This window comes from Pseudomonas borbori (assembly GCF_900115555.1).
GTDB classification, from domain to species: Bacteria; Pseudomonadota; Gammaproteobacteria; order Pseudomonadales; family Pseudomonadaceae; genus Aquipseudomonas; species Aquipseudomonas borbori.
The window spans coordinates 59,563-80,845 of record NZ_FOWX01000020.1 but is presented as its reverse complement, the minus strand read 5'-3'; the positions used below and the strand labels follow the sequence as shown (position 1 = coordinate 80,845).

At 62.8% G+C, this 21,283-nt stretch carries 15 protein-coding genes; 5 read left to right on the top strand and 10 right to left on the bottom strand.

Features of this window, described 5'->3' with window-relative positions:
* Positions 1 to 82: 82 nt before the first annotated feature.
* The 4 genes from speB to BM315_RS15415 all read left to right on the top strand — a co-directional run bounded on the left by speB (position 83) and on the right by BM315_RS15415 (position 5,240).
* A complete protein-coding gene (gene speB / locus BM315_RS15430; protein ID WP_090502524.1) occupies positions 83 to 1,042 on the top strand; it encodes an agmatinase in 960 nt (319 codons plus the stop codon).
* Between the two features lie 78 nt (positions 1,043 to 1,120).
* The gene (locus BM315_RS15425; RefSeq protein WP_090502522.1) at positions 1,121 to 2,527 is read left to right on the top strand and encodes a YjiH family protein; all 1,407 of its coding nucleotides are present in this window, start codon (positions 1,121 to 1,123) and stop codon (positions 2,525 to 2,527) included.
* A 66-nt stretch (positions 2,528 to 2,593) separates the two neighbouring features.
* Positions 2,594 to 4,195 carry a 5-guanidino-2-oxopentanoate decarboxylase gene (locus BM315_RS15420; RefSeq protein WP_090502520.1) on the top strand — a complete coding sequence of 534 codons (1,602 nt, stop codon included), beginning with the start codon at positions 2,594 to 2,596 and terminating at the stop codon, positions 4,193 to 4,195.
* A gap of 310 nt (positions 4,196 to 4,505) precedes the next feature.
* A complete protein-coding gene (locus BM315_RS15415) occupies positions 4,506 to 5,240 on the top strand; it encodes an MBL fold metallo-hydrolase (RefSeq protein ID WP_090502518.1) in 735 nt (244 codons plus the stop codon).
* 64 nt (positions 5,241 to 5,304) lie between these two features.
* Here BM315_RS15415 and BM315_RS25305 read toward each other — a convergent pair whose 3' ends face one another.
* Positions 5,305 to 5,436, bottom strand: coding sequence for a PA1414 family protein (locus BM315_RS25305; RefSeq protein WP_342029877.1), 132 nt, complete (start codon positions 5,434 to 5,436; stop codon positions 5,305 to 5,307).
* A gap of 170 nt (positions 5,437 to 5,606) precedes the next feature.
* Complete coding sequence (gene aceK, locus BM315_RS15410) at positions 5,607 to 7,331, bottom strand: bifunctional isocitrate dehydrogenase kinase/phosphatase (RefSeq protein ID WP_090502516.1); 1,725 nt, start codon at positions 7,329 to 7,331, stop codon at positions 5,607 to 5,609.
* A 207-nt stretch (positions 7,332 to 7,538) separates the two neighbouring features.
* Here aceK and BM315_RS15405 point away from each other — a divergent pair, with 207 nt between their 5' ends.
* The gene (locus tag BM315_RS15405; RefSeq protein ID WP_090502515.1) at positions 7,539 to 8,474 is read left to right on the top strand and encodes a DMT family transporter; all 936 of its coding nucleotides are present in this window, start codon (positions 7,539 to 7,541) and stop codon (positions 8,472 to 8,474) included.
* A gap of 293 nt (positions 8,475 to 8,767) precedes the next feature.
* On the opposite strand, the gene rpsA is transcribed toward BM315_RS15405, so the two are convergent.
* From rpsA to mtnA, 8 genes are all read right to left on the bottom strand, one after another.
* Positions 8,768 to 10,453, bottom strand: a complete 1,686-nt coding sequence (rpsA, locus tag BM315_RS15400; protein ID WP_090502513.1) for a 30S ribosomal protein S1 — start codon at positions 10,451 to 10,453, stop codon at positions 8,768 to 8,770.
* 152 nt (positions 10,454 to 10,605) lie between these two features.
* The gene (cmk, locus tag BM315_RS15395) at positions 10,606 to 11,295 is read right to left on the bottom strand and encodes a (d)CMP kinase (RefSeq protein ID WP_090502511.1); all 690 of its coding nucleotides are present in this window, start codon (positions 11,293 to 11,295) and stop codon (positions 10,606 to 10,608) included.
* Positions 11,292 to 13,499 carry a bifunctional prephenate dehydrogenase/3-phosphoshikimate 1-carboxyvinyltransferase gene (locus tag BM315_RS15390; protein ID WP_090502552.1) on the bottom strand — a complete coding sequence of 736 codons (2,208 nt, stop codon included), beginning with the start codon at positions 13,497 to 13,499 and terminating at the stop codon, positions 11,292 to 11,294. Before BM315_RS15390 ends, cmk begins: the two co-directional genes overlap by 4 nt.
* Positions 13,500 to 13,543: 44 nt before the next feature.
* On the bottom strand, positions 13,544 to 14,653 hold the full coding sequence (hisC, locus tag BM315_RS15385) for a histidinol-phosphate transaminase (RefSeq protein WP_090502509.1): 1,110 nt from the start codon (positions 14,651 to 14,653) through the stop codon (positions 13,544 to 13,546).
* Between the two features lie 92 nt (positions 14,654 to 14,745).
* Positions 14,746 to 15,852 carry a prephenate dehydratase gene (pheA, locus tag BM315_RS15380; protein ID WP_170862230.1) on the bottom strand — a complete coding sequence of 369 codons (1,107 nt, stop codon included), beginning with the start codon at positions 15,850 to 15,852 and terminating at the stop codon, positions 14,746 to 14,748.
* The gene (gene serC, locus BM315_RS15375) at positions 15,852 to 16,937 is read right to left on the bottom strand and encodes a 3-phosphoserine/phosphohydroxythreonine transaminase (protein WP_090502548.1); all 1,086 of its coding nucleotides are present in this window, start codon (positions 16,935 to 16,937) and stop codon (positions 15,852 to 15,854) included. Before serC ends, pheA begins: the two co-directional genes overlap by 1 nt.
* Positions 16,938 to 17,032: 95 nt before the next feature.
* Positions 17,033 to 19,807 carry a DNA gyrase subunit A gene (gyrA, locus tag BM315_RS15370; protein ID WP_090502507.1) on the bottom strand — a complete coding sequence of 925 codons (2,775 nt, stop codon included), beginning with the start codon at positions 19,805 to 19,807 and terminating at the stop codon, positions 17,033 to 17,035.
* Positions 19,808 to 20,051: 244 nt separating this feature from the next.
* Entirely contained in the window at positions 20,052 to 21,128 is a 1,077-nt protein-coding gene (gene mtnA, locus BM315_RS15365) for an S-methyl-5-thioribose-1-phosphate isomerase (RefSeq protein WP_090502505.1), read from the bottom strand.
* Positions 21,129 to 21,283 lie beyond the last annotated feature (155 nt).

Genomic DNA, 21,283 nt, shown 5'->3' with positions numbered 1-21,283 from the left:
CGTAGCGATTTTTCCCCGCGCCATCCTGCCCAACAATCCGGCCCGACGACTATTACAACCACAACAACCGTGAGGCCTTCCCATGGACAAGATTCTGCACCAGCCCCTGGGCGGCAATGAGATGCCCCGTTTCGGCGGCATAGCCACCATGATGCGCCTGCCGCATATCCAGACTTGCGAAGAAAAGCGCGCTCTCGATGTCGGCTTCATCGGCGTACCGCTCGATATCGGCACCTCGCTGCGCTCCGGCACCCGCTTCGGCCCGCGCGAGATCCGCGCCCAGTCGGTGATGATTCGCCCTTACAACATGGCCACCGGCGCCGCCCCCTTCGACTCGCTGAACGTGGCCGACATCGGCGACGTACCGATCAATACCTTCAACATGCTGGAAGCGGTGCGCATCATCGAGGAGTTCTACGACAACGTCATCGAACACGGGATCATCCCGCTGACCCTCGGCGGCGACCACACCATCACCCTGCCGATCCTGCGTGCGCTGAAGAAGAAGCACGGCAAGATCGGCCTGGTGCACATCGATGCCCATGCCGATGTCAACGACCATATGTTCGGCGAGAAGATCGCCCACGGCACCACCTTCCGCCGCGCTGTGGAAGAAGAGCTGCTCGACTGCGACCGTGTGGTGCAGATCGGCCTGCGTGCCCAGGGCTACACCGCCGAGGATTTCAACTGGAGCCGCAAGCAGGGCTTCCGCGTGGTCCAGGCCGAGGAGTGCTGGCACAAATCCCTGGCCCCGTTGATGGCCGAAGTGCGCGCCAAGGTCGACGGCGGCCCGGTCTACCTGTCGTTCGACATCGACGGCATCGACCCGGCCTGGGCGCCCGGCACCGGCACCCCGGAAATCGGCGGCCTGACCACCATCCAGGCGATCGAGATCATTCGCGGCTGCCAGGGCCTGGACCTGATCGGCGGCGACCTGGTCGAAGTCTCGCCGCCCTACGACACCACCGGCAACACCTCACTGCTCGGCGCCAACCTGCTCTACGAAATGCTCTGCGTACTGCCGGGTGTCCAGCGCCGCTGAAGCGGACCCGGATTTTTTATACTGAATGGGCACCGCCTGCGGTGCCCGCGCACTACAACAATAAAATAGGGTGCCAAGATGAACTCCGAACAAGCCATGCCGCTGCTGGACGACCAGCCACCAGCCCACAGCTCCGTTGCACACGCCTACAACCTGCGCCAGCTGCTGATCTTCCTGATCCCCTCGCTGCTCGGCGTCCTGCTGTTTCTCACCCCGATTGTCTACGACGGCAAGGTCACCATCGGCCTGGGCGTAATGGCCGATGCCCTGAAAAACTCGCTGAGTGCCTGGCTGCCGGCCATCGCCACCGGCCTGCTGCTGTTCTCCGCCGCCCTCGGCCTGCTCGGCTCGACCCTCAAGCCGCGCTGGCTCACCCAGCGCCATGCGCTCAACGAGATGTTCAATCTGCGCCCGCTCTGGCTCGGCCTGCGCGTGCTCGGCGCGCTGTTCGCGGCCATGACCTTCTGGCAGTTCGGCCCGGAGTGGATCTGGAACGCCAACACCGGCGGTGTGGTGCTGAAAGACCTGGCCCCGGTGTTGATTACCTTCTTCCTGGTGGCCGGGCTGATCCTGCCGCTGCTCACCGACTTCGGCCTGATGGAATTCTGCGGCACCCTGGTGCGCAATGTCTTTCGCAAGGTCTTCGGCCTGCCGGGCCGCTCGGCCATCGACGCCATAGCCAGCTGGCTCGGCTCCGGCACGGTTGGCGTGCTGATCACCGCCCAGCAGTACCAGAAGGGTTTCTACAGCGCCCGGGAAGCGGCGGTGATCGCCACCAACTTCTCCGTCGCCTCAATCGCCTTCAGCCTGCTGATCACCAGTTTCATGAACCTCGACCACCTGTTCGTGCCCTTCTACCTGACGGTAGTGGTGGCCGGCCTGGCCGCCGCCATCATCACCCCGCGCATTCCGCCGCTGTCATGGAAGAAGGACGAGTACGTCGCTGGCGTCGGCAAGCAGATCAAGGAAGACGTCCCCAATGGCAGCTCACTGCTGCGCTGGGGCGTGCTGCAGGCGGTCAAGCGCGCCAACAGCAACCCCTCCCCGGCGCAGATGGTCAAGGTCGGCGTACACAACGTGGTGGATATCTGGCTGGGCCTGCTGCCACTGGTGATGGCCATCGGCACCGTTTCCCTGGCGATTGCCGAGTACACCCCGGTCTTCAACTGGTTGTCCTACCCCATAGTACCGTTGCTGGAACTGCTGCAACTGCCGGAAGCCGCCAAGGCCGCGCCGGCCATGCTGGTGGGTTTTGCCGACATGTTCCTGCCAGCGGTGCTGGGCAAGGGCATCGAGAGCGAACTGACCCGCTTCGTGGTGGCCTGCGTATCGCTGACCCAGTTGATCTACATGTCGGAAGTCGGCGTACTGATCATCAAGGCCAAGCTGCCGCTGAACCTGCTCGAGCTGTTCGCCATCTTCATCATCCGCACCCTGATCACCCTGCCGATCATCGCGCTGATGGCGCACTGGATAGTCGGCTAGCAAACCCGTGGCCCGCCTAAATTCATATAGCAGGCGGGCTACGCACTGCATCACAGGACTCAAGACATGACCACTTGCGGCGAATTTCTAGTCAAACAACTCGAAGCCTGGGGCGTCGACAGCGTATTCGGCATCCCCGGTGTGCACACCGTCGAACTCTATCGCGGCCTGCCGCACAGCGGCATCCGCCACATCACCCCGCGTCACGAACAGGGGGCCGGCTTCATGGCCGATGGCTATGCCCGCGTCTCCGGCAAACCTGGGGTGTGCTTCATCATCACCGGCCCGGGCATGACCAATATCCTCACCGCCATGGCCCAGGCCTATGCCGACTCGATCCCGATGCTGGTGATTTCCAGCGTCAACCAACGTGATCGCCTCGGCCTGGGCAAGGGCTATTTGCACGAGCTACCCAACCAGCGCGCACTGACCGCCGGCGTCACGGCCTTCAGCCATACCCTGATGAGCGTCGAGGAGCTGCCCGGCGTGCTGGCCCGCGCCTTCGCCGTGTTCGAAGGCGAACGGCCACGCCCGGTGCACATCGAGCTGCCGCTGGACATCATCACCGCGCCGGCCGAGCACATGCAGTTGGCACCACGGCCGAGCATCCAGCGCCCGTCGCCCAATCGCGCGCTGATCCGCGAAGCGGCGGCCCTGCTGAAGAATGCCAAACGCCCGCTGCTGCTGCTCGGCGGCGGCTGCGTCAGCGCCCAGGCCGAGGTCCGTGCCCTGGCCGTGGCCCTGGATGCGCCCACCGCCCTGACCATCAATGCCAAGGGCCTGCTGCCGCCGGGTCATCCGCTGCTGCTCGGCAGCAACCAGTCGCTGATCCCGGTACGTGAGCTGGCACTGCAGGCCGATGTGGTGCTGGCCATCGGCACCGAGCTGGGCGAGACCGACTACGACGTGGTGTTCGACGGCAACTTCCAGTTGGGCGGCGCGCTGATCCGTATCGATATCGACGCCCAGCAGTTGCAGCGCAATTTCACCCCGGCCCTGGCCATCCAGGGCGATGCGCGCCTGGCCATGCGCATGCTGATGGCCGAGCTGAACCCCGGCGAGCTGCGCGACAACAGCCCGGGCGCCATGCGCACCGCCGCCGTACAGGCGCAATTGGCCGAGGATTTCAGCGGCTGGGCGCACTACCGCCAGCTGTTCGACACCTTGTTGGAGGTACTGCCGGACGCCCGTTTCGTCGGCGACTCGACCCAGACCGTGTACAGCGGCAACCACCTGGTCGAGCTGGACGGCGCGCGACGCTGGTTCAACGCCTCCACCGGCTACGGCACCCTGGGTTACGGCCTGCCGGCGGCGATCGGCGCCAAACTCGCCGAACCGGACCGCCCGGTGATCAGCCTGATCGGCGACGGCGGCATCCAGTTCACCCTGCCCGAACTCGCCAGCGCGGTGGAAGCCGGCGTCGGCATCATCGTGCTGCTGTGGAACAACAGCGGCTACGGCGAGATCAAGCGCTATATGCAGAAGCGTGACATTACCCCGCTCGGCGTGGATATCTACACCCCGGACCTGCTGGCCATCGCCCGCGGCTTCGGCTGTCTGGCCGAACGCGCCCGCGACCACGAGCATCTGGCCCAGCTGCTGCGCGATGCGCCGCCGGATCGTCCGCTGCTGATCGAAATCAAGGAGGCGCCGCCCTTCCACCCGTAAGCGCACGACCCTAGGGCGTACTCGCGGAGCAGTACGCTGCTCGACAGGGCTGCACCCTGGCGGGCTGTTCGCTGCGCTCCTGAATACACCCTGGGATCGGCTATCGCCGCTGGGTGTGGTACTGCGGACGCAGGTGGCCTGAGCTAATGGCATGTTAGTGTCGGTGCGCATGGCGCACCCTACGATCAGGTGCGCCATGCGCACCGGCATCAGCCAGGCCCTGATGGAGACAGCATGCTGGCGATCAGCGGTGGATCGCCACGCTTCCCTGGCGCCTACAATTTTGCAGCGAGCAACGAGCGGGGTCAGCATGAAAATCGTCAGCCGCAACAACTGGTTCGAAGTACGCCACCTGCAGGATGGTGTCGCACTGATCCACGAGCCCTATATACGGCCCTTCTATCGCTGCAACCTCTGGCATGTGCAAGGACGTGACCGTGACGCCCTGATCGACTCCGGCTCCGGCCTGGTCAGCCTGCGCGAACAATTGCCCTGGCTGACCGAGAAGCCACTGCTGGCGGTGGCCAGTCACACCCACTTCGACCATATCGCCGGCCATCACGAGTTCCCCGAGCGCCTGGTGCATCCCGCCGAGGCAGACATCCTCGCCGCGCCGACCGGGGCCAATACCCTGGCCGCGGACTGCGTCGGCGACGCTATGTTCGAGGCGCATCCGGATTGCCCGCTGTGCTACACCGAGTACCGGGTCAAGGCTGCGCCGGCCACGCGGCTGATCGAGGAAGGTGACGTGCTGGATTTGGGCGACCGGGTATTGCAGGTGTTGCATACCCCGGGCCATTCGCCAGGCGGTATCAGCCTGTGGGAAGCAGCAACGCAGACGTTGTTCTCCGGCGACATTCTCTACGACGGCCCGCTGGTCGAGAACCTCTCTCACTCGAATCTGCAGGATTACGCCAAGAGCCTCGCGCGGCTGCGCGAACTACCGGTACGCCAAATACATGGCGGGCATTTTCCGAGCTTTTCCGGTGAGCGCATGAGCGAACTGATCGCGCAATGGTTCGCCGACCACCCACATCTGAACTGACTTGGCGGCGGCCCAGCATAATGAGCGCTTGCCGATGAACGTGAAGCCTACCCTGCCTGAACTATTAGCGGCGTCGACGTGGCCCTTGTGGGCGGCGCTCGTCGTCACGCACGGGGACGGGCTGCAGTTTCGGTCGATCAAGCAAGCCCAAGGCAACCAGCAGGTCGTGTAAGGCGTTATGCAACTTGGCGATCATGGAATCTCCTCCTGCCAAGGACTTCGACAAGGCACTCGAATGCGCCTTATGTCAGCGTAGATTACCCCAGCGCACTTGCAGAAGTTTGATGCAAATCAAACAGCCCCGGACATGACCGGCTGTCGGCCCAGGCAAAAACCAGTGGCAGAGACCTCGACCTTTGCCAGCGTCTATTCGACCTGCTCGACCTTGCGCCGGTATGGGAACACGTCGATCACCTTGCCGGCGCGAATCGTCTCCTGCAGGCTTTTCCAGTAATCGGCGTCATACAGTTCGCCGTGCAGTTGGCTGAACATGCGGCGTTGCTTGATATCGGCGAACAAAAAAGGCGGAAACTCCTCGGGGAACACATCCAGCGGCGCCACGGAATACCAGGGCTCGCAAGCCATTTCATCTTCCGGGTAGCGCGGCGGCGGGATATGCCGGAAATTGACTTCGGTGAGGAAGCAGATTTCGTCATAGTCGTAGAACACCACTCGGCCGTGACGGGTAACGCCGAAATTCTTCAGCAGCATGTCGCCGGGGAAGATGTTGGCAGCGGCCAACTGCTTGATCGCCAGGCCATAATCATCCAGCGCTTCGCGCACCTGGGCTTCGCTGGCATTTTCGACATACATGTTCAACGGCGTCATGCGCCGCTCGGTCCAGCAGTGGCGGATCAACACGGTGTCACCGTCGACTTCGACAGTCGACGGCGCCACTTCCAGCAACTCGGCCAGACAATCCGCCTCGAACTTGGCCTTGGGGAAGCGAAAATCGGCAAACTCCTGGGTATCGGCCATCCTGCCGACCCGGTCGACACGCTTCACCAGGCGATATTTCTCGATCACGGTGGCGCGATCGACGTTCTTCGACGGTGCGAAACGGTCCTTGATGATCTTGAACACAGTATTGAAGCCGGTCAGGGTGAACACGCTCATGACCATGCCGCGCACGCCGGGGGCCATGATGAATTTGTCATCGGTGGTCGCCAGATGGTTGATCAGCGCACGGTAGAACTCCGACTTGCCATGCTTGTAGAAGCCGATCGACGTATACAACTCGGCAACATGCTTGCCCGGCAGGATGCGCTTGAGAAAGCCGACGAACTCTGCCGGGTAGCCGACCCGCACCATGAAATAGGAGCGGGTGAAGGAGAAGATGATCGACACCTCGGCCTCATCGGTGATCAGCGTATCGATCTGGATACCCTGACCCTCGCGGTGCAACAGCGGGATCACCAGCGGCCATTGCTCGTCACGAGTATTGATGCGCCCGACCAGGTAGGCGCCCTTGTTGCGGTACAGGCGCGAGGAGAACAGTTCGATACTCAGCTGCGGATCCTTGCACACCCAGTCCGGCAGGTTCTCGCGCATCTGCCTGATCAGCCGCGCCAGGTCTCGCTCGACGTTTTCGTAGGCCACTTCGAAACGGTAATCCTCGAAGATCTGCCGCAGCGCCTGCTCGATATTGCCCTGGGGTCGATAAATCCGGGTCAGCGGCGCCGGAGCATTGGCGCGTAGCGCTGGGCGCGTGGTGTGAATGAACATGCAGCCATCGTTGATCTGGTCATGACTGAACAGCCCGCAGAAGATCGAGTTGAACCAGGTTTCCGCCAGTTCGTCGTCGCAACGCACATCGATCAGGACTATATAGGCCGACTTGACCAGCGGCCACTGCGCCACATCCAGCAGCACCTCAGCCGGGTAGGCCTGGCGCAGGCGCTCACTGACTTCACTGACGCACTCCTCATAAAGAGCGATGCGCGCGGCCGCGGCGCGCTGGATTTCCTGCCACTGCGCCTGCTCGAAACGCTCCCGCCCACCATTGGTGATCTGCCGGAACTGCTCACGATAATCGTCGAAACCGTCGAGGATACGCGTGGCGATCGCGCTGGCGGGCCATTGCTGCGGCATGGGCAAACCTCTGAGTGGAAAATTAACCGACTGTATCGACTGCCGAGCTTAGCCAGTAGTAGCACCGAGGAAAAGCCGGCAAAGACCGTTAAGGCTATATCCACTGCACGACATTACTGCCTGAGACGATTTAAAAGCCACTTTCGCATTGCCTTGCCCGGCATGCCCGGCAACACTGCTCGTCCCTGAACCGATTGGGAGTTCGTCGTGCGTCTCGCCGACCTGCTGCGCCTGTTACTGCTCGCCGCCATCTGGGGCGCGAGTTTCCTATTCATGCGGATCATTGCCCCGGTACTCGGCAGCATGCCGACCGCGTTCTTCCGTGCCAGCCTGGGCGCTCTCGGCCTGCTCGCGATTCTGCTGATCATGCGTGTGCAGTGGGACTTTCGCGGCAAGCTCAAGCAGTGCCTGGTACTCGGGGTGATCAATGCCGGCCTGCCATCGGCCATGTATTGCCTGGCGGCGCTGGTGCTGCCAGCCGGCTACTCGGCGATTTTCAATGCCACCACGCCGATGATGGGCGTACTGATCGGCATGCTGTTCTTCACCGAGGCGCTGACATTGAGCAAAGCCGCTGGAGTGGCACTCGGGCTGTTCGGCGTCGCCGTGCTGACCCGGACCGGGCCGGTCGCGGTCGATGCGCAACTGCTGCTCGGCGCAGCGGCCTGCCTGATAGCCACTACCTGTTACGGTTTCGCCGGCTTTCTCACCCGGCGCTGGATCGGCCAACAAGGCGGCCTGGACAACCGCCTCACCGCGTTCAGCAGCCTCTGCGGCGCCAGCCTGTTCCTCCTGCCCCTGTTTGCCGGTGCCCTGATCGTGCAACCACCAGCCAGTTGGGGTGGCCCGGAAGTGTGGCTGTCACTGGCCGGCCTGGGCCTTATCTGCACCGCTTTCGCTTACGTACTGTATTTCCGGCTGCTGACCGATATCGGCCCGATCAAGGCCTCGACCACCACCTTTCTGATCCCGCCGTTCGGCGTGTTATGGGGCGCACTGCTACTGGATGAGCCCTTGTCCTGGGCCTACCTGTATGGCGGCGTATTGATCAGCATCGCCCTGTGGCTGGTGGTACGACCGGGCGCGGGCGCCGCCACGGCAAGCAGCGCAGTCCAGGCACCTGTCAGGCTAGACCGTCCGTAGAGGGGGGCCGAGAATAGCGATCGCAGCGAGGGAAGGCCCGGGCTGTGCGATGGCTTGGGTAATGACCGATCCGGCTTATCCGCAGTAGCCCAGCCTGTTCCCGGACAGCCTCCAGGTGGAGCAGCTTGGCGCACGGCATCAGAATCATGACTCCCGCCCCGTTGCAGAGCGGCAACAGCCAAGCCATCGCACAGTCACCCTGCATGCAACGAAAGTCCCCGGCCTGACAACTGACTAAATCGCAGAGACAAAAAAGGGCGACCGAAGTCGCCCTTTTTCTGGATTAGCTGAACTTAGTTCTGCTTTTCCATTTGTGCACGGAGCAGATCACCAATGGTGGTCGGACCGGAAGTTTCAACTTCCTGCTTGCGCATTTCCTTGATGGCTTCTTTCTCGTCTTCAACGTCTTTCGACTTGACCGACAAGCTGATTACGCGGCTCTTGCGATCGACGCTGATGATCTTGGCTTCGACTTCTTCGCCTTCTTTCAGCACGTTGCGCGCATCTTCAACGCGGTCACGGCTGATTTCGGAGGCTTTCAGTGTGGCTTCGATGCCATCGGCCAGGGTGATGATCGCGCCCTTGGCGTCAACTTCCTTAACGATACCGCGCACGATGGTGCCTTTATCGTTAACAGCAACGTAGTCGGAGAACGGATCTTCTTCCAGCTGCTTGATGCCGAGGGAAATGCGCTCACGCTCCGGATCGACGGAGAGGATAACGGTTTCCAGCTCGTCGCCCTTCTTGAAGCGGCGTACGGCTTCTTCGCCCACTTCGTTCCAGGAGATGTCGGACAGGTGAACCAGGCCGTCGATGCCGCCATCCAGACCAATGAAGATACCGAAATCGGTGATCGACTTGATGGTGCCGGAGATCTTGTCGCCCTTGTTGAACTGACCGGAGAAATCTTCCCACGGGTTGGTCTTGCACTGCTTGATACCCAGGGAGATACGACGACGCTCTTCGTCGATATCCAGAACCTGAACTTCCACTTCGTCGCCAACCTGAACGACTTTGGACGGGTGGATGTTCTTGTTGGTCCAATCCATTTCGGATACGTGCACCAGGCCTTCCACGCCTTCTTCCAGCTCTGCGAAGCAGCCGTAGTCGGTCAGGTTGGTTACGCGTGCATTGACGCGGGTGCCTTCCGGGTAACGCGCCTTGATGGCAACCCATGGGTCTTCGCCCAGTTGCTTCAGGCCCAAGGAAACGCGGTTACGCTCGCGATCGTATTTCAGTACCTTGACATCGATCTCGTCGCCAACGTTGACGATCTCGGACGGGTGCTTGATACGCTTCCAGGCCATGTCGGTGATGTGCAGCAGGCCATCGACGCCGCCCAGATCGACGAATGCGCCGTAATCCGTGAGGTTCTTGACGATACCCTTGACTTGCTGACCTTCCTGCAGGGATTCCAGCAGGGCTTCGCGCTCGGCGCTGTTCTCGGCTTCCAGCACGCTGCGGCGGGAAACGACAACGTTGTTGCGCTTCTGGTCCAGCTTGATGACTTTGAATTCGAGCTCTTTGCCTTCCAGGTGAGTGGTATCACGCACCGGACGGACATCGACCAAGGAACCTGGGAGGAACGCACGGATGCCGTTAACGTCGACGGTGAAGCCGCCCTTAACCTTACCGTTGATAACGCCCTTGACCACTTCCTCGGCGGCGAAAGCTGCTTCCAGAACAATCCAGCACTCGGCACGCTTGGCTTTTTCGCGGGACAGCTTGGTTTCACCAAAGCCATCTTCAACCGCGTCCAGCGCAACGTGAACTTCGTCACCGACCTTGATGGTCAGCTCGCCAGCGTCGTTGTGGAACTGTTCCAGCGGGATGAGGCCTTCCGACTTCAAACCAGCGTGAACGGTTACCCAACCAGCTTGGTAATCGATGTCGACGATGATAGCGGTGATGATCGAGCCAGCCTGAAGGTTCAGGGTCTTTAGGCTTTCTTCAAACAGTTCAGCAAAGCTTTCGCTCATTTTAATTCCTGTTGATTCAGGGCGGGGAATCCGCCCAAACCACATTCCAGACAATGTGGGTACGTTCATATAAAAAGAGGCCTACGGGTCTAGGACTGGGTTCCCGCATACCTCCTTGTGAGCTGACCGACTTAAAGCAACCGGGGCTCTTGTTATCCGGCGAGATCGCGATTGGCGATCTCACTCAGGATTCGTTCCATCACCTGCTCGATGGAAAGTTCGGTGGAATCCAGCTGGATCGCATCGACTGCCGGTATGAGCGGAGCCACCGCGCGCTGGGTATCGCGCTCATCACGCGCCCGAATCTCATCGAGAAGACTCGCGAGATTAACATCATCGCCCTTGGCCTTCAACTGCAAGTAACGGCGCCGAGCACGCTCCTCGGCGCTGGCGGTCAGAAAGATCTTCAGCGCTGCATCGGGAAACACCACGGTGCCCATGTCGCGACCATCGGCGACCAACCCCGGCATCTCCTGAAACGCCCGCTGGCGCTGCAGCAAGGCCTCGCGCACGGCGGGCAACGAGGCCACTTGCGAGGCCCCGGCGCCAATCCCCTCATTGCGGATGGCCTCGGTGACCTCCTCGCCCTCGAGAATGATCCGCTGGCCCTGCCCCTGGGCGGCAGCAATGAACTGCACGTCCAGGTGTGCGGCCAGCAGCTTCAGAGCCTCTTCATTGGTCAGGTCGACCCCGTGGTTGCGCGCGGCGAAGGCCAGCAGGCGGTACAGGGCGCCCGAGTCCAGCAGATTCCAACCCAACTGCTTGGCCAGCAGGCCGGCGATGGTGCCCTTGCCCGAACCACTCGGACCATCGATGGTGATGACCGCTGCCTGAGTTGTCATGACGCGACCTCCTCAGCCACGCGAATACCGACCTGCGCCGCCAGGGCGAGGAAGTTCGGAAACGAGGTCGCGACGTTGGCGCAATCATGAATGCGGATCGGCGCCGTGGCACGCAGCGACGCCACGCTGAAGGCCATGGCGATACGGTGGTCGCCATGGCTCCAGACCTCGCCACCGCCCAGGCTGCCGCCATCGATGATGATGCCGTCCGGCGTCGGCTCCACCTTGGCGCCCAGCGCCAGCAGACCATCGGCCATGACCTGGATACGGTCGGATTCCTTGACCCGCAACTCCTCGGCACCGCGCAACAGGGTACGCCCCTCGGCACAGGCCGCCGCCACGAACAGCACGGGGAATTCGTCGATGGCCAGCGGCACCAGATCTTCCGGAATATCGATGCCATGCAGTTTGGCGCTGCGCACGCGAATGTCCGCCACCGGCTCGCCGCCCACGATGCGCTGGTTCTCCAGGCTGATATCGCCACCCATCAGCTTGAGGATGTCGATTACCCCGGTACGGGTCGGATTGATGCCGACGTGCTCCAGCAGCAGCTCGGAGTCTTCGGCGATGCTACCGGCGACCAGGAAGAAAGCCGCCGAGGAAATATCCGCGGGGACTTCGATATGGCTGGCCGTCAATTTGTGGCCCGACTCTAGGCTGGCCGTGCTGCCGTCGACCGCCACCGGATAGCCGAAGCCGCGCAGCATGCGCTCGGTATGGTCGCGGGTCGGCGCCGGCTCGGTCACAGAAGTCTGCCCCGCCGCATACAAACCGGCCAGCAACAGGCAGGATTTTACCTGGGCGCTGGCCACCGGCATTTCGTAGTGCATGCCGCTCAGGCGCTGGACGCCGCGAATGGTCAACGGCGGCCGCCCTTCCGGCCCGGTTTCGATCACCGCACCCATCTCGCGCAGCGGCTTGGCCACCCGATTCATCGGCCGCTTGGACAGCGAGGCATCGCCGGTCAGGACGCTGTCGAACGACTGCCCGGCCAGCAAGCCGGCGAGCAGGCGCATGGAAGTGCCCGAATTGCCCAGATAGATGGGTCCGGGCGGCGCCTGCAGACCGTGCAGACCGACGCCGTGAATGGTCACCCGGCCATGGTGCGGGCCTTCGATGACCACGCCCATGTCGCGAAAGGCCTGCAGGGTGGCCAGGGCGTCTTCGCCCTCGAGGAAGCCTTCGACTTCGGTAGTACCTTCGGCCAGCGAGCCGAGCATGATCGAGCGGTGCGAGATGGACTTGTCGCCCGGTACACGTATCCGCCCGGACAGTTTGCCACCGGGGTTAGCCAGAAAAATCAGATCATTCGAGTGCATAGCGTCCACATAGGCCCGTCGGGCTAGAATTTTGCTGAAATGTTCGCGGGCCACCCGAGCGCGGGTAAACACCCCCAGCAGCTGATGGCCATCCCCAGCGTCGACCGCATCGCGCAAGGCGTCGAGGTCGCCGCGAAATAGATCCAGGGTATGCAGCACGGCCTCGCGATTGGCGAGAAAGATGTCGTGCCACATCACCGGGTCACTGCCGGCAATCCGCGTGAAATCGCGAAAACCGCCAGCGGCGTAACGGAAAATCTCCAGATTTTCGCTGCGCTTGGCCAGCGAATCGACCAGACCAAAGGCCAACAGATGCGGCAGATGGCTGGTCGCGGCGAGCACCTGATCATGGTGCTCGACCTGCATGTGCTCGACCTTGGCCCCCAGCTCGCGCCAGAGCCGGTCGACCAGTTGCAGGGCCTGCGGATCGGTTTGTTCCAGCGGCGTCAAGATCACCTTGTGCCGACGGAACAGCTCGGCATTGGCCGCCTCCACCCCACTCTGTTCGGAACCGGCAATCGGGTGGCCCGGCACGAAGCACGCCGGCATCTCGCCGAAGGCCAGGCGTGCGGCACGCACCACATTGCCCTTGGCACTGCCGACATCGGTGAGCACCGCATCGCCCAGGTCGAGCCCGGCCAGTTCCACCAGCAGTTTCTCCATGGCCAGGATCGGCACCGCCAGCTGGATCACCTCAGCGCCCTGGCAGGCGGCGGCCAACCGCTCTTCGCAGCGGTCGACCACCCCTTGCTCGACGGCCAGGCGACGCGACTGCGGATCGAGATCGACCCCCACCACTTCCCGGCACAGACCGCGCTCACGCAAGCCCTTGGCGAACGAACCACCGATCAGACCGAGGCCGATCACCACCAGGCGGCCGATCATAGGCTGGCCGGGTTGCACCTTGGTGACAGCGCACTTCGACTCGCTCACGCGCCCAGCACCCTGGCCAGCGCCTCGAGGAAGCGGGCGTTCTCTTCGGGCAGACCGATGGAAACCCGCAGGTAGTTGGGCATGCCGTAGCCGGCCACCGGGCGCACTATCACGCCCTCACGCAGCAGCGCCTGGTTGATCGCCGCCGTGTCGCGAGCGAAATCGATGGCGATGAAGTTGCCCTTGGACGGAATCCAGCCCAGCCCCAGGGCGCGGCAGCCCGCCTCCAACTGGGCCATGCCGGCATCATTCACCTGGCGACTGCGCGCCAGATAGTCGCTATCGTCCAGGGCCGCACAGGCCGCCGCCAGGGCCAAGCTGTTGACATTGAACGGCTGACGCACGCGATTGAGTACGTCGGCTATTTGCGCCGAGCTGATGGCATAGCCGACCCTTAGCGCGGCCAGGCCATAGGCCTTGGAGAAGGTGCGCGAGACCAGCAGGTTCGGATGCTCGGCCAGGTAGTCCAGGCCGTCCGGCAGCTCATCGCCCTCGGCGTATTCGATGTAGGCCTCATCCAGCACCACCAGCACATGTTCCGGTACCCGGGCGAGGAAATCGCCCAGCGCCTGCGGGCCGAACCAGGTGCCGGTGGGGTTGTTCGGGTTGGCGATGAACAGCACACGGGTGTTGGCGTCGATAGCCGCGAGCATGGCGTCCAGATCATGGCCGAAGTCCTTGGCCGGCACCACCTTGCCTTGCGCACCGACTGCCTGGGTGGCGATCGGGTAGACGGCGAAGGCATGCTCGCTGAACACCGCGTTCAGGCCCGGCGCCAGGTAGGCACGGGCGACCAGCTCGAGGATATCGTTGGAACCATTGCCCAGGGTGACCTGCTGCGCCTGCACGCCGTAGCGCGCGGCCAGGCGGCTCTTCAGGGTGAAACCGTTGCCGTCGGGGTAGCGGGTCAGCTCGGCCAGCTCGCCGCGGATCGCCTCCAGCGCCTTGGGACTGGGGCCCAACGGGTTCTCGTTGCTGGCCAGTTTGACGATGGTCGCTGGATCCAGATCCAGCTCGCGCGCCAACTCGTCCACCGGCTTGCCCGGCACATAGGGCGACAGCTTCTGTACGCCCGGCTGGGCCAGGGCGAGGAAATCACATGACATAGCTACAAGCCTCAAGCTTCAAGCGGCAAGCTACAAATCACACGCGCCTCGCGCCACTTGCAGCTTGAGGCTTGTAGCTTGCGGCTGGCGGTTCAGAGAACCGCCTTCGGATAGGATCCCAGCACTTTCAGCGCCACGGCTTCCTGATTGATTTTCTCCAGCACATCCTTGATCAGCGGATCGCGGTGATGGCCGACGAAGTCGATGAAGAACACATAGGTCCACTTGCCGCTGCGCGAGGGGCGGGTTTCGATGCGGGTCAGGTCGATGCCGTTGTTGTGGAACGGCACCAGCAACTCGTGCAGGGCGCCCGGCTTGTTGCGCATGGAGACGATGATCGAGGTCTTGTCGTCGCCGGTCGGCGGCACTTCCTGGCTGCCGATGATCAGGAAGCGCGTGGAGTTGTCCGGGCGATCTTCGATCTTTTCCGCCAGCTTGGTCAGGCCATACAGGCTGGCTGCCATGTCACCGGCGATCGCCGCGCTGTTCCACTCGCTCTTGACCCGCTTGGCGGCATCGGCGTTGCTGGAGACCGCCACACGCTCGACGTTCGGGTAATGCGCATCCAGCCACTTGCGGCACTGCGCCAGGGACTGGGCGTGGGAGTAGATGCGGGTGATCTTGTCGACCTTGGTGGTCTCGCCGACCAGCAGATGATGATGGATGCGCAGCTCGACTTCGCCGCAGATCACCATGTCGTGCTCGAGGAAGCTGTCCAGGGTGTGGTTGATCGCGCCCTCGGTGGAGTTCTCCACCGGCACCACGCCGAAGTTCACCGCACCGGCGGCCACCTCGCGGAACACCTCGTCGATGGCGGCCATGGGCACGCTGATCACCGCGTGACCGAAATGCTTCATCGCCGCGGCCTGACTGAAGGTGCCTTCCGGGCCCAGGTAGGCGACCTTCAGCGGGTTCTCCAGGGCCAGGCAGGAGGACATGATCTCGCGGAACAGCCGGGCCATTTCCTCGTTGCCCAACGGCCCCCGATTGCGTTCCATGATGCGCTTGAGCACCTGGGCTTCGCGCTCGGGACGGTAGAACACCGGCTTTTCGCCTTGCGGCAAGGCCTGCATCTTGACCCGCGCCACCTCTTCGGCACAGCGCGCACGGTCGCTGATCAGCTCGAGGATTTTCTCATCGAGGCTGTCGATGCGCAGACGCAGGGCTTGCAGTTCCTGCTCGGAGATTACGTCCGTCATCAGCCGTGTTCCTTCTCGAATTCCGCCATGTAAGCGACCAGCGCCTCGACGGCATCCAGGCCCACGGCGTTATAGATGGAGGCACGCATGCCGCCGACCGAACGATGTCCCTTCAGATTGAGCAGACTGCGGGCCTCGGCACCGGCGAGGAACGGTTTGTCCAGGCGTTCATCGGCCAGGCGGAAAGGCACGTTCATCCAGGAGCGGGCGTTGAGCGCGATCGGGTTGCTGTACAGCCCGCTGCTGTCGATGGCGCCGTAGAGCAGCTCTTTCTTGGCGCGGTTGCGCTGCTCCATAGCCGCGACACCGCCCTGCTCCTTCAACCACTCGAACACCAGGCCAGACAGGTACCAGGAAAAGGTCGCCGGGGTGTTGTACATGGAGCCGTTATCGGCGGCGACCTTGTAGTTGAGCATGGTCGGACAGGCGCTGCGGGCGCGGCCGAGCAGGTCTTCGCGAACGATGGTCACCACCAGGCCGCTGGGGCCGATGTTCTTCTGCGCGCCGGCGTAGATCAGGCCGAACTTCGACACGTCGATGGGCCGCGAGAGGATGTCCGAAGACATGTCCGCCACCAGTGGCACCTCGCCCACGTCGGGAATCCAGTCGAACTCCAGGCCGCCGATGGTCTCGTTCGGCGTGTAGTGGAGGTAGGCGGCATCTTGCGACAGCTGCCAGTCGTTCTGCCCGGGAATCGCAAAGTAATCGTAGGGCTTGGCGCTGGCGGCAACGTTGATGCGACCGTAGCGACTGGCCTCCTCGATGCTCTTCTGCGACCAGATGCCGGTGTCGATATAGTCGGCGACGCCGTCTTCCGGCAGCAGATTGAGCGGAATCTCGGCGAACTGCTGGCTGGCGCCGCCCTGCAGGAACAGCACTTTATAGTCGGAGGGAATGCCGAGCAGATCGCGCAGGTCCTGTTCGGCCTTTGCCGCAATGGCCATGTAGTCATCGCTGCGGTGGCTCATCTCCATCACCGACAGGCCCTTGCCGTGCCAGTCGAGGAGTTCCGCCTGGGCGCGTTGCAGAACAGCTTCGGGAAGCGCGGCCGGGCCGGCGCAGAAGTTATAGGCTCGCTTGCTCACATCCACTCTCGCTCATATGTTGGACGACTGGCCACTGCCGGCCAGCCGTCGAATCCAACGCTGCAATGAGCGAGGTCCAGCCTCGCTCACACAGATCACTCTTCGCCGGCTGGGCTCTCGTCAGCGGCAGCATCCGACGCTTCGACTGCATCGCCGTCCGGCGCCTCGTCATCTTCACGCAGTTCGTCGCCCTCCTCTTCGGATGGCTCCTGCACGCGCTCGAGACCGACCAATTTCTCGTCCTTGGCCAGCTTGATCAGGGTCACGCCCTGGGTGTTGCGGCCGAGACTGGAGACTTCGCCAACCCGGGTACGCACCAGGGTACCCTGGTCGGAAATCAGCATGATTTCCTCGCCGTCGAGCACCTGTACGGCGCCGACCAGCTTGCCGTTGCGCTCGTTGCTGACCATGGCGATCACACCCTGGCCACCGCGCCCGCGACGGGGGAACTTGCTCAATGGCGTGCGCTTGCCGAAACCGCGCTCGGAGGCGGTGAGAATCTGCGCGCCCGACTCGGGGATCAACATGGAAATCAGCTGCTTGCCCTTGCCCAGTTTCATGCCGCGAATACCACCGGCGACACGATTGCGCACTTTCACCGCGCTCTCGGCGAAACGAATCACCTTACCGGCCTCGGAGAACAGCATGACCTCCTTGGCGCCGTCGGTGATGGCGGCGGCGATTAGGGTGTCGCCCTCCTTCAGCTTCAGGGCGATCAGGCCGCTGGAGCGTGGCCGGCTGAACTGCGCCAGCGGGGCGCGCTTCACCGTACCGGACGCAGTGGCCATAAAGATGTAGGCACCGGTGGCCTCGGCGACCAGCTCGGCGGTGTCACCATCGACCTCTTCGGCCTCGGCAACATCCTCGGCCTCGATCACTTCGCCTTCGATCACCGCATCATCGGCATCGTCCAGCTCTTCATCGTCGCCAGCGCTTTGCTGCAGGGCTTCCAGGTCGATCTGCAGCATAGTGGTGATGTACTCACCCTCGTCCAGCGGCAGCAGGTTGACCAGCGGACGACCGCGAGCGGCGCGCGAGGCCTCCGGAATCTCATAGGTCTTCAGCCAGTACACCTTGCCCTTGCTGGAGAACAGCAACAGTGTGGAGTGACTGTTGGCGACCAGCAGGTGAGCGATGTAGTCCTCGTCCTTGATACCGGTGGCCGACTTGCCCTTGCCGCCACGACGTTGCGCCTGATAAGCGCTCAACGGCTGCGATTTGGCGTAACCGGTGTGGGAGATGGTCACCACCCGCTCTTCTTCGGTGATCAGGTCACCCAGGGTCAGATCCAGGCGGGCGTCGAGAATCTCGGTACGGCGCTTGTCACCGAACTCGGCCTTGACCGCTTCCAGTTCTTCGCGAATCACTTCCATCAGGCGCACGGCGCTGGTGAGGATGCGGATCAGCTCGCCGATCTGGGTGAGAATTTCCTGGTATTCGGCCAGCAGCTTCTCGTGCTCCAGGCCGGTCAGGCGGTGCAGGCGCAGCTCGAGGATGGCCTGGGCCTGCTCCGGCGACAGGTAGTACTTGCCGTCGCGCAGGCCGTATTGCGGCTCGAGGGTTTCCGGACGGCAGGAGTCGGCGCCAGCGCGTTCGACCATGGCTTCCACCGCGGTGGATTCCCAGGCGGTGGCAATCAGCGCTTCCTTGGCTTCGGCCGGGCTCGGCGAGGCCTTGATCAGGGCAATCACCGGGTCGATGTTGGACAGCGCAACAGCCTGGCCTTCGAGGATATGGCCACGCTCGCGCGCCTTGCGCAGCTCGAACACGGTGCGCCGGGTGACCACTTCGCGCCGGTGCAGGACGAAGGCTTCGAGCATGTCCTTGAGATTGAGGACTTTCGGCTGGCCGTCGATCAGCGCCACCACGTTGATGCCGAACACGCTCTGCATCTGGGTCTGGGCGTAGAGGTTGTTGAGCACCACCTCAGGCACTTCGCCGCGGCGCAGCTCGATGACGATGCGCATGCCGTCCTTGTCGGATTCGTCGCGCAGCTCGGTGATGCCTTCGAGCTTCTTCTCCTTGACCAGCTCGGCGATCTTCTCGATCAGGCGCGCCTTGTTCAGCTGGTACGGCAGCTCGCTGACGATGATCTGCTGACGACCGCCGACCTTGTCGATATCTTCGATGATCGCCCGCGCACGCATATAGATGCGCCCGCGACCGGTGCGATAGGCCTCGATGATGCCGGCACGGCCGTTGATGATCGCCGCCGTGGGGAAGTCCGGGCCGGGGATGTACTGCATCAGTTCATCGACCGTCAACGCGGGGTTATCGATCAGGGCCAGGCAGCCGTTGATCACTTCCGTCAGGTTGTGCGGCGGGATGTTGGTGGCCATGCCCACGGCGATACCGCTGGAGCCGTTGACCAGCAGGTTGGGCACCTTGGTCGGCATCACCGCCGGAATCATCTCGGTGCCGTCGTAGTTCGGCACCCAGTCGACGGTTTCCTTGTGCAGGTCGGCCAGCAGCTCATGGGCCAGTTTGGTCATGCGCACTTCGGTGTAGCGCATGGCGGCGGCGTTGTCGCCGTCCACCGAACCGAAGTTGCCCTGGCCGTCGACCAGCAGGTAGCGCAGGGAGAAGGGCTGGGCCATACGGACGATGGTGTCGTACACCGCGGTATCGCCATGCGGGTGGTACTTACCGATCACGTCACCAACCACGCGGGCAGACTTCTTGTATGCCTTGTTCCAGTCGTTGCCCAACTCGCTCATCGCAAACAGCACCCGACGGTGCACGGGCTTCAAGCCATCGCGTGCATCCGGCAGGGCGCGCCCGACGATCACGCTCATCGCGTAGTCAAGGTAGGACTGCTTGAGTTCGTCTTCGATATTGACCGGGAGGATTTCTTTGGCCAGTTCGCCCATGAGTAGCCTGATTCCTTTTTCTGGTGATACTCCGCGCCATTCATCCCGAACGAGGCGAAGCGTGCCGCGCGGCCCTGGGCCAGCAGCGACTCACGACAAATCAATGAGTTATGCCATGTATCTGCGCAGTTAAGGCGACCGTTGCCAGCGCCCCTGAAAACGGCCGGATCTTATCACAATCGGCGCCCCGCACCTATCCCCAACCAGCCGTCACGCCAACGCCGGCCGACCAGCCGCGACAGGCTCAATGCAGACGTTTGCGGCACATCAGCCTGGTCATTTTTGCCGCATCCGGCCGCTCGACCACACCCTTCTCGGTGACGATGAAGTCGATCAGGTCGGCCGGTGTCACATCGAACACCGGATTGAGCGCATCCACCCCGGCCGCCACGCGCTGCCCATTGAGTTCGAGCAATTCACTGGCATCACGCTCCTCGATAGGGATGTCGTCACCACTCTCCAGCGCCATGTCGATGGTCGAGCTCGGCGCCACCACCATGAAACGCACGCCATGATGCATGGCATTGACCGCCAACTGGTAGGTGCCGATCTTGTTCGCCACATCGCCATTGGCGGCAATCCGGTCGGCGCCGACTATGACCCAGGTGATGCCGCGGGTCTTCATCAGGTGCGCGGCGGCCGAATCGACATTCAGACTGACCGGAACACCTTCACCGGCCAGCTCCCAGGCGGTCAGGCGCGAGCCTTGCAGCCAGGGCCGAGTCTCATCGACATAGACGCGCTCGACCAACCCCTCCAGATAGGCCGCGCGAATCACCCCCAGCGCCGTACCGAATCCGCCAGTGGCCAGGGCACCGGCATTGCAATGGGTCAGCAGGTTCTGCTGGCTGCCCTGATGCTTGCGAATCAGATCGACGCCGATCTGCGCCATGGTCAGATTGGCTTCCCTGTCGCTCTGATGGATACCCCGCGCCTCGGCCTCCAGCAGCGCAAGCGGATCGTCGCCTTCCTTGATCCGTACCAGGCGCTCGCGCATGCGGTCGAGCGCCCAGAACAGATTGACCGCGGTCGGCCGCGAATCGGCCAATAGCTGAAAATCCGCCTCCAGGGCCGCGCGCCAGCCATCCCCCTCGGCCACCCGGGCACGCGCGCCGAGTACCACCCCATAGGCCGCACTGATACCAATAGCCGGTGCTCCGCGCACCACCATCAGGCGAATCGCCTCGGCGACGGCCGCCGCCGAATGGCAGACATGCCAGATTTCCTCGAACGGCAACACACGCTGATCGAGCAGATGCAGAGCGCCATCGCGCCAATCAATGGCTTGAACCTTCTCCGCCGCTAGCAATTGCTCGCGCATGACCTACCCCGCACCCGAAAAAACCGAAGATTATACGCAGAGAAACAGCGGCAAGAGAGAAGCAAGCTGCAAGCCGCAAGTAAAAGCGAGAACGCCTGACGAGACGCGACTGCCGGGCCGAACACCGATCCGCTTGCCGCTCACGACTTAATAGC

Coding starts and splice junctions, on each gene's coding strand:
- gyrA (WP_090502507.1), bottom strand. CDS start 19,807: ATGGGCGAACTGGCCAAAGAAATCCTCCCGGTCAATATCGAAGACGAA.
- speB (WP_090502524.1), top strand. CDS start 83: ATGGACAAGATTCTGCACCAGCCCCTGGGCGGCAATGAGATGCCCCGT.
- hisC (WP_090502509.1), bottom strand. CDS start 14,653: ATGTCATGTGATTTCCTCGCCCTGGCCCAGCCGGGCGTACAGAAGCTG.
- cmk (WP_090502511.1), bottom strand. CDS start 11,295: ATGACAACTCAGGCAGCGGTCATCACCATCGATGGTCCGAGTGGTTCG.
- BM315_RS15425 (WP_090502522.1), top strand. CDS start 1,121: ATGAACTCCGAACAAGCCATGCCGCTGCTGGACGACCAGCCACCAGCC.
- aceK (WP_090502516.1), bottom strand. CDS start 7,331: ATGCCGCAGCAATGGCCCGCCAGCGCGATCGCCACGCGTATCCTCGAC.
- pheA (WP_170862230.1), bottom strand. CDS start 15,852: ATGACGGACGTAATCTCCGAGCAGGAACTGCAAGCCCTGCGTCTGCGC.
- BM315_RS15415 (WP_090502518.1), top strand. CDS start 4,506: ATGAAAATCGTCAGCCGCAACAACTGGTTCGAAGTACGCCACCTGCAG.
- mtnA (WP_090502505.1), bottom strand. CDS start 21,128: ATGCGCGAGCAATTGCTAGCGGCGGAGAAGGTTCAAGCCATTGATTGG.
- rpsA (WP_090502513.1), bottom strand. CDS start 10,453: ATGAGCGAAAGCTTTGCTGAACTGTTTGAAGAAAGCCTAAAGACCCTG.
- BM315_RS15390 (WP_090502552.1), bottom strand. CDS start 13,499: ATGATCGGCCGCCTGGTGGTGATCGGCCTCGGTCTGATCGGTGGTTCG.
- BM315_RS15420 (WP_090502520.1), top strand. CDS start 2,594: ATGACCACTTGCGGCGAATTTCTAGTCAAACAACTCGAAGCCTGGGGC.
- BM315_RS25305 (WP_342029877.1), bottom strand. CDS start 5,436: ATGATCGCCAAGTTGCATAACGCCTTACACGACCTGCTGGTTGCCTTG.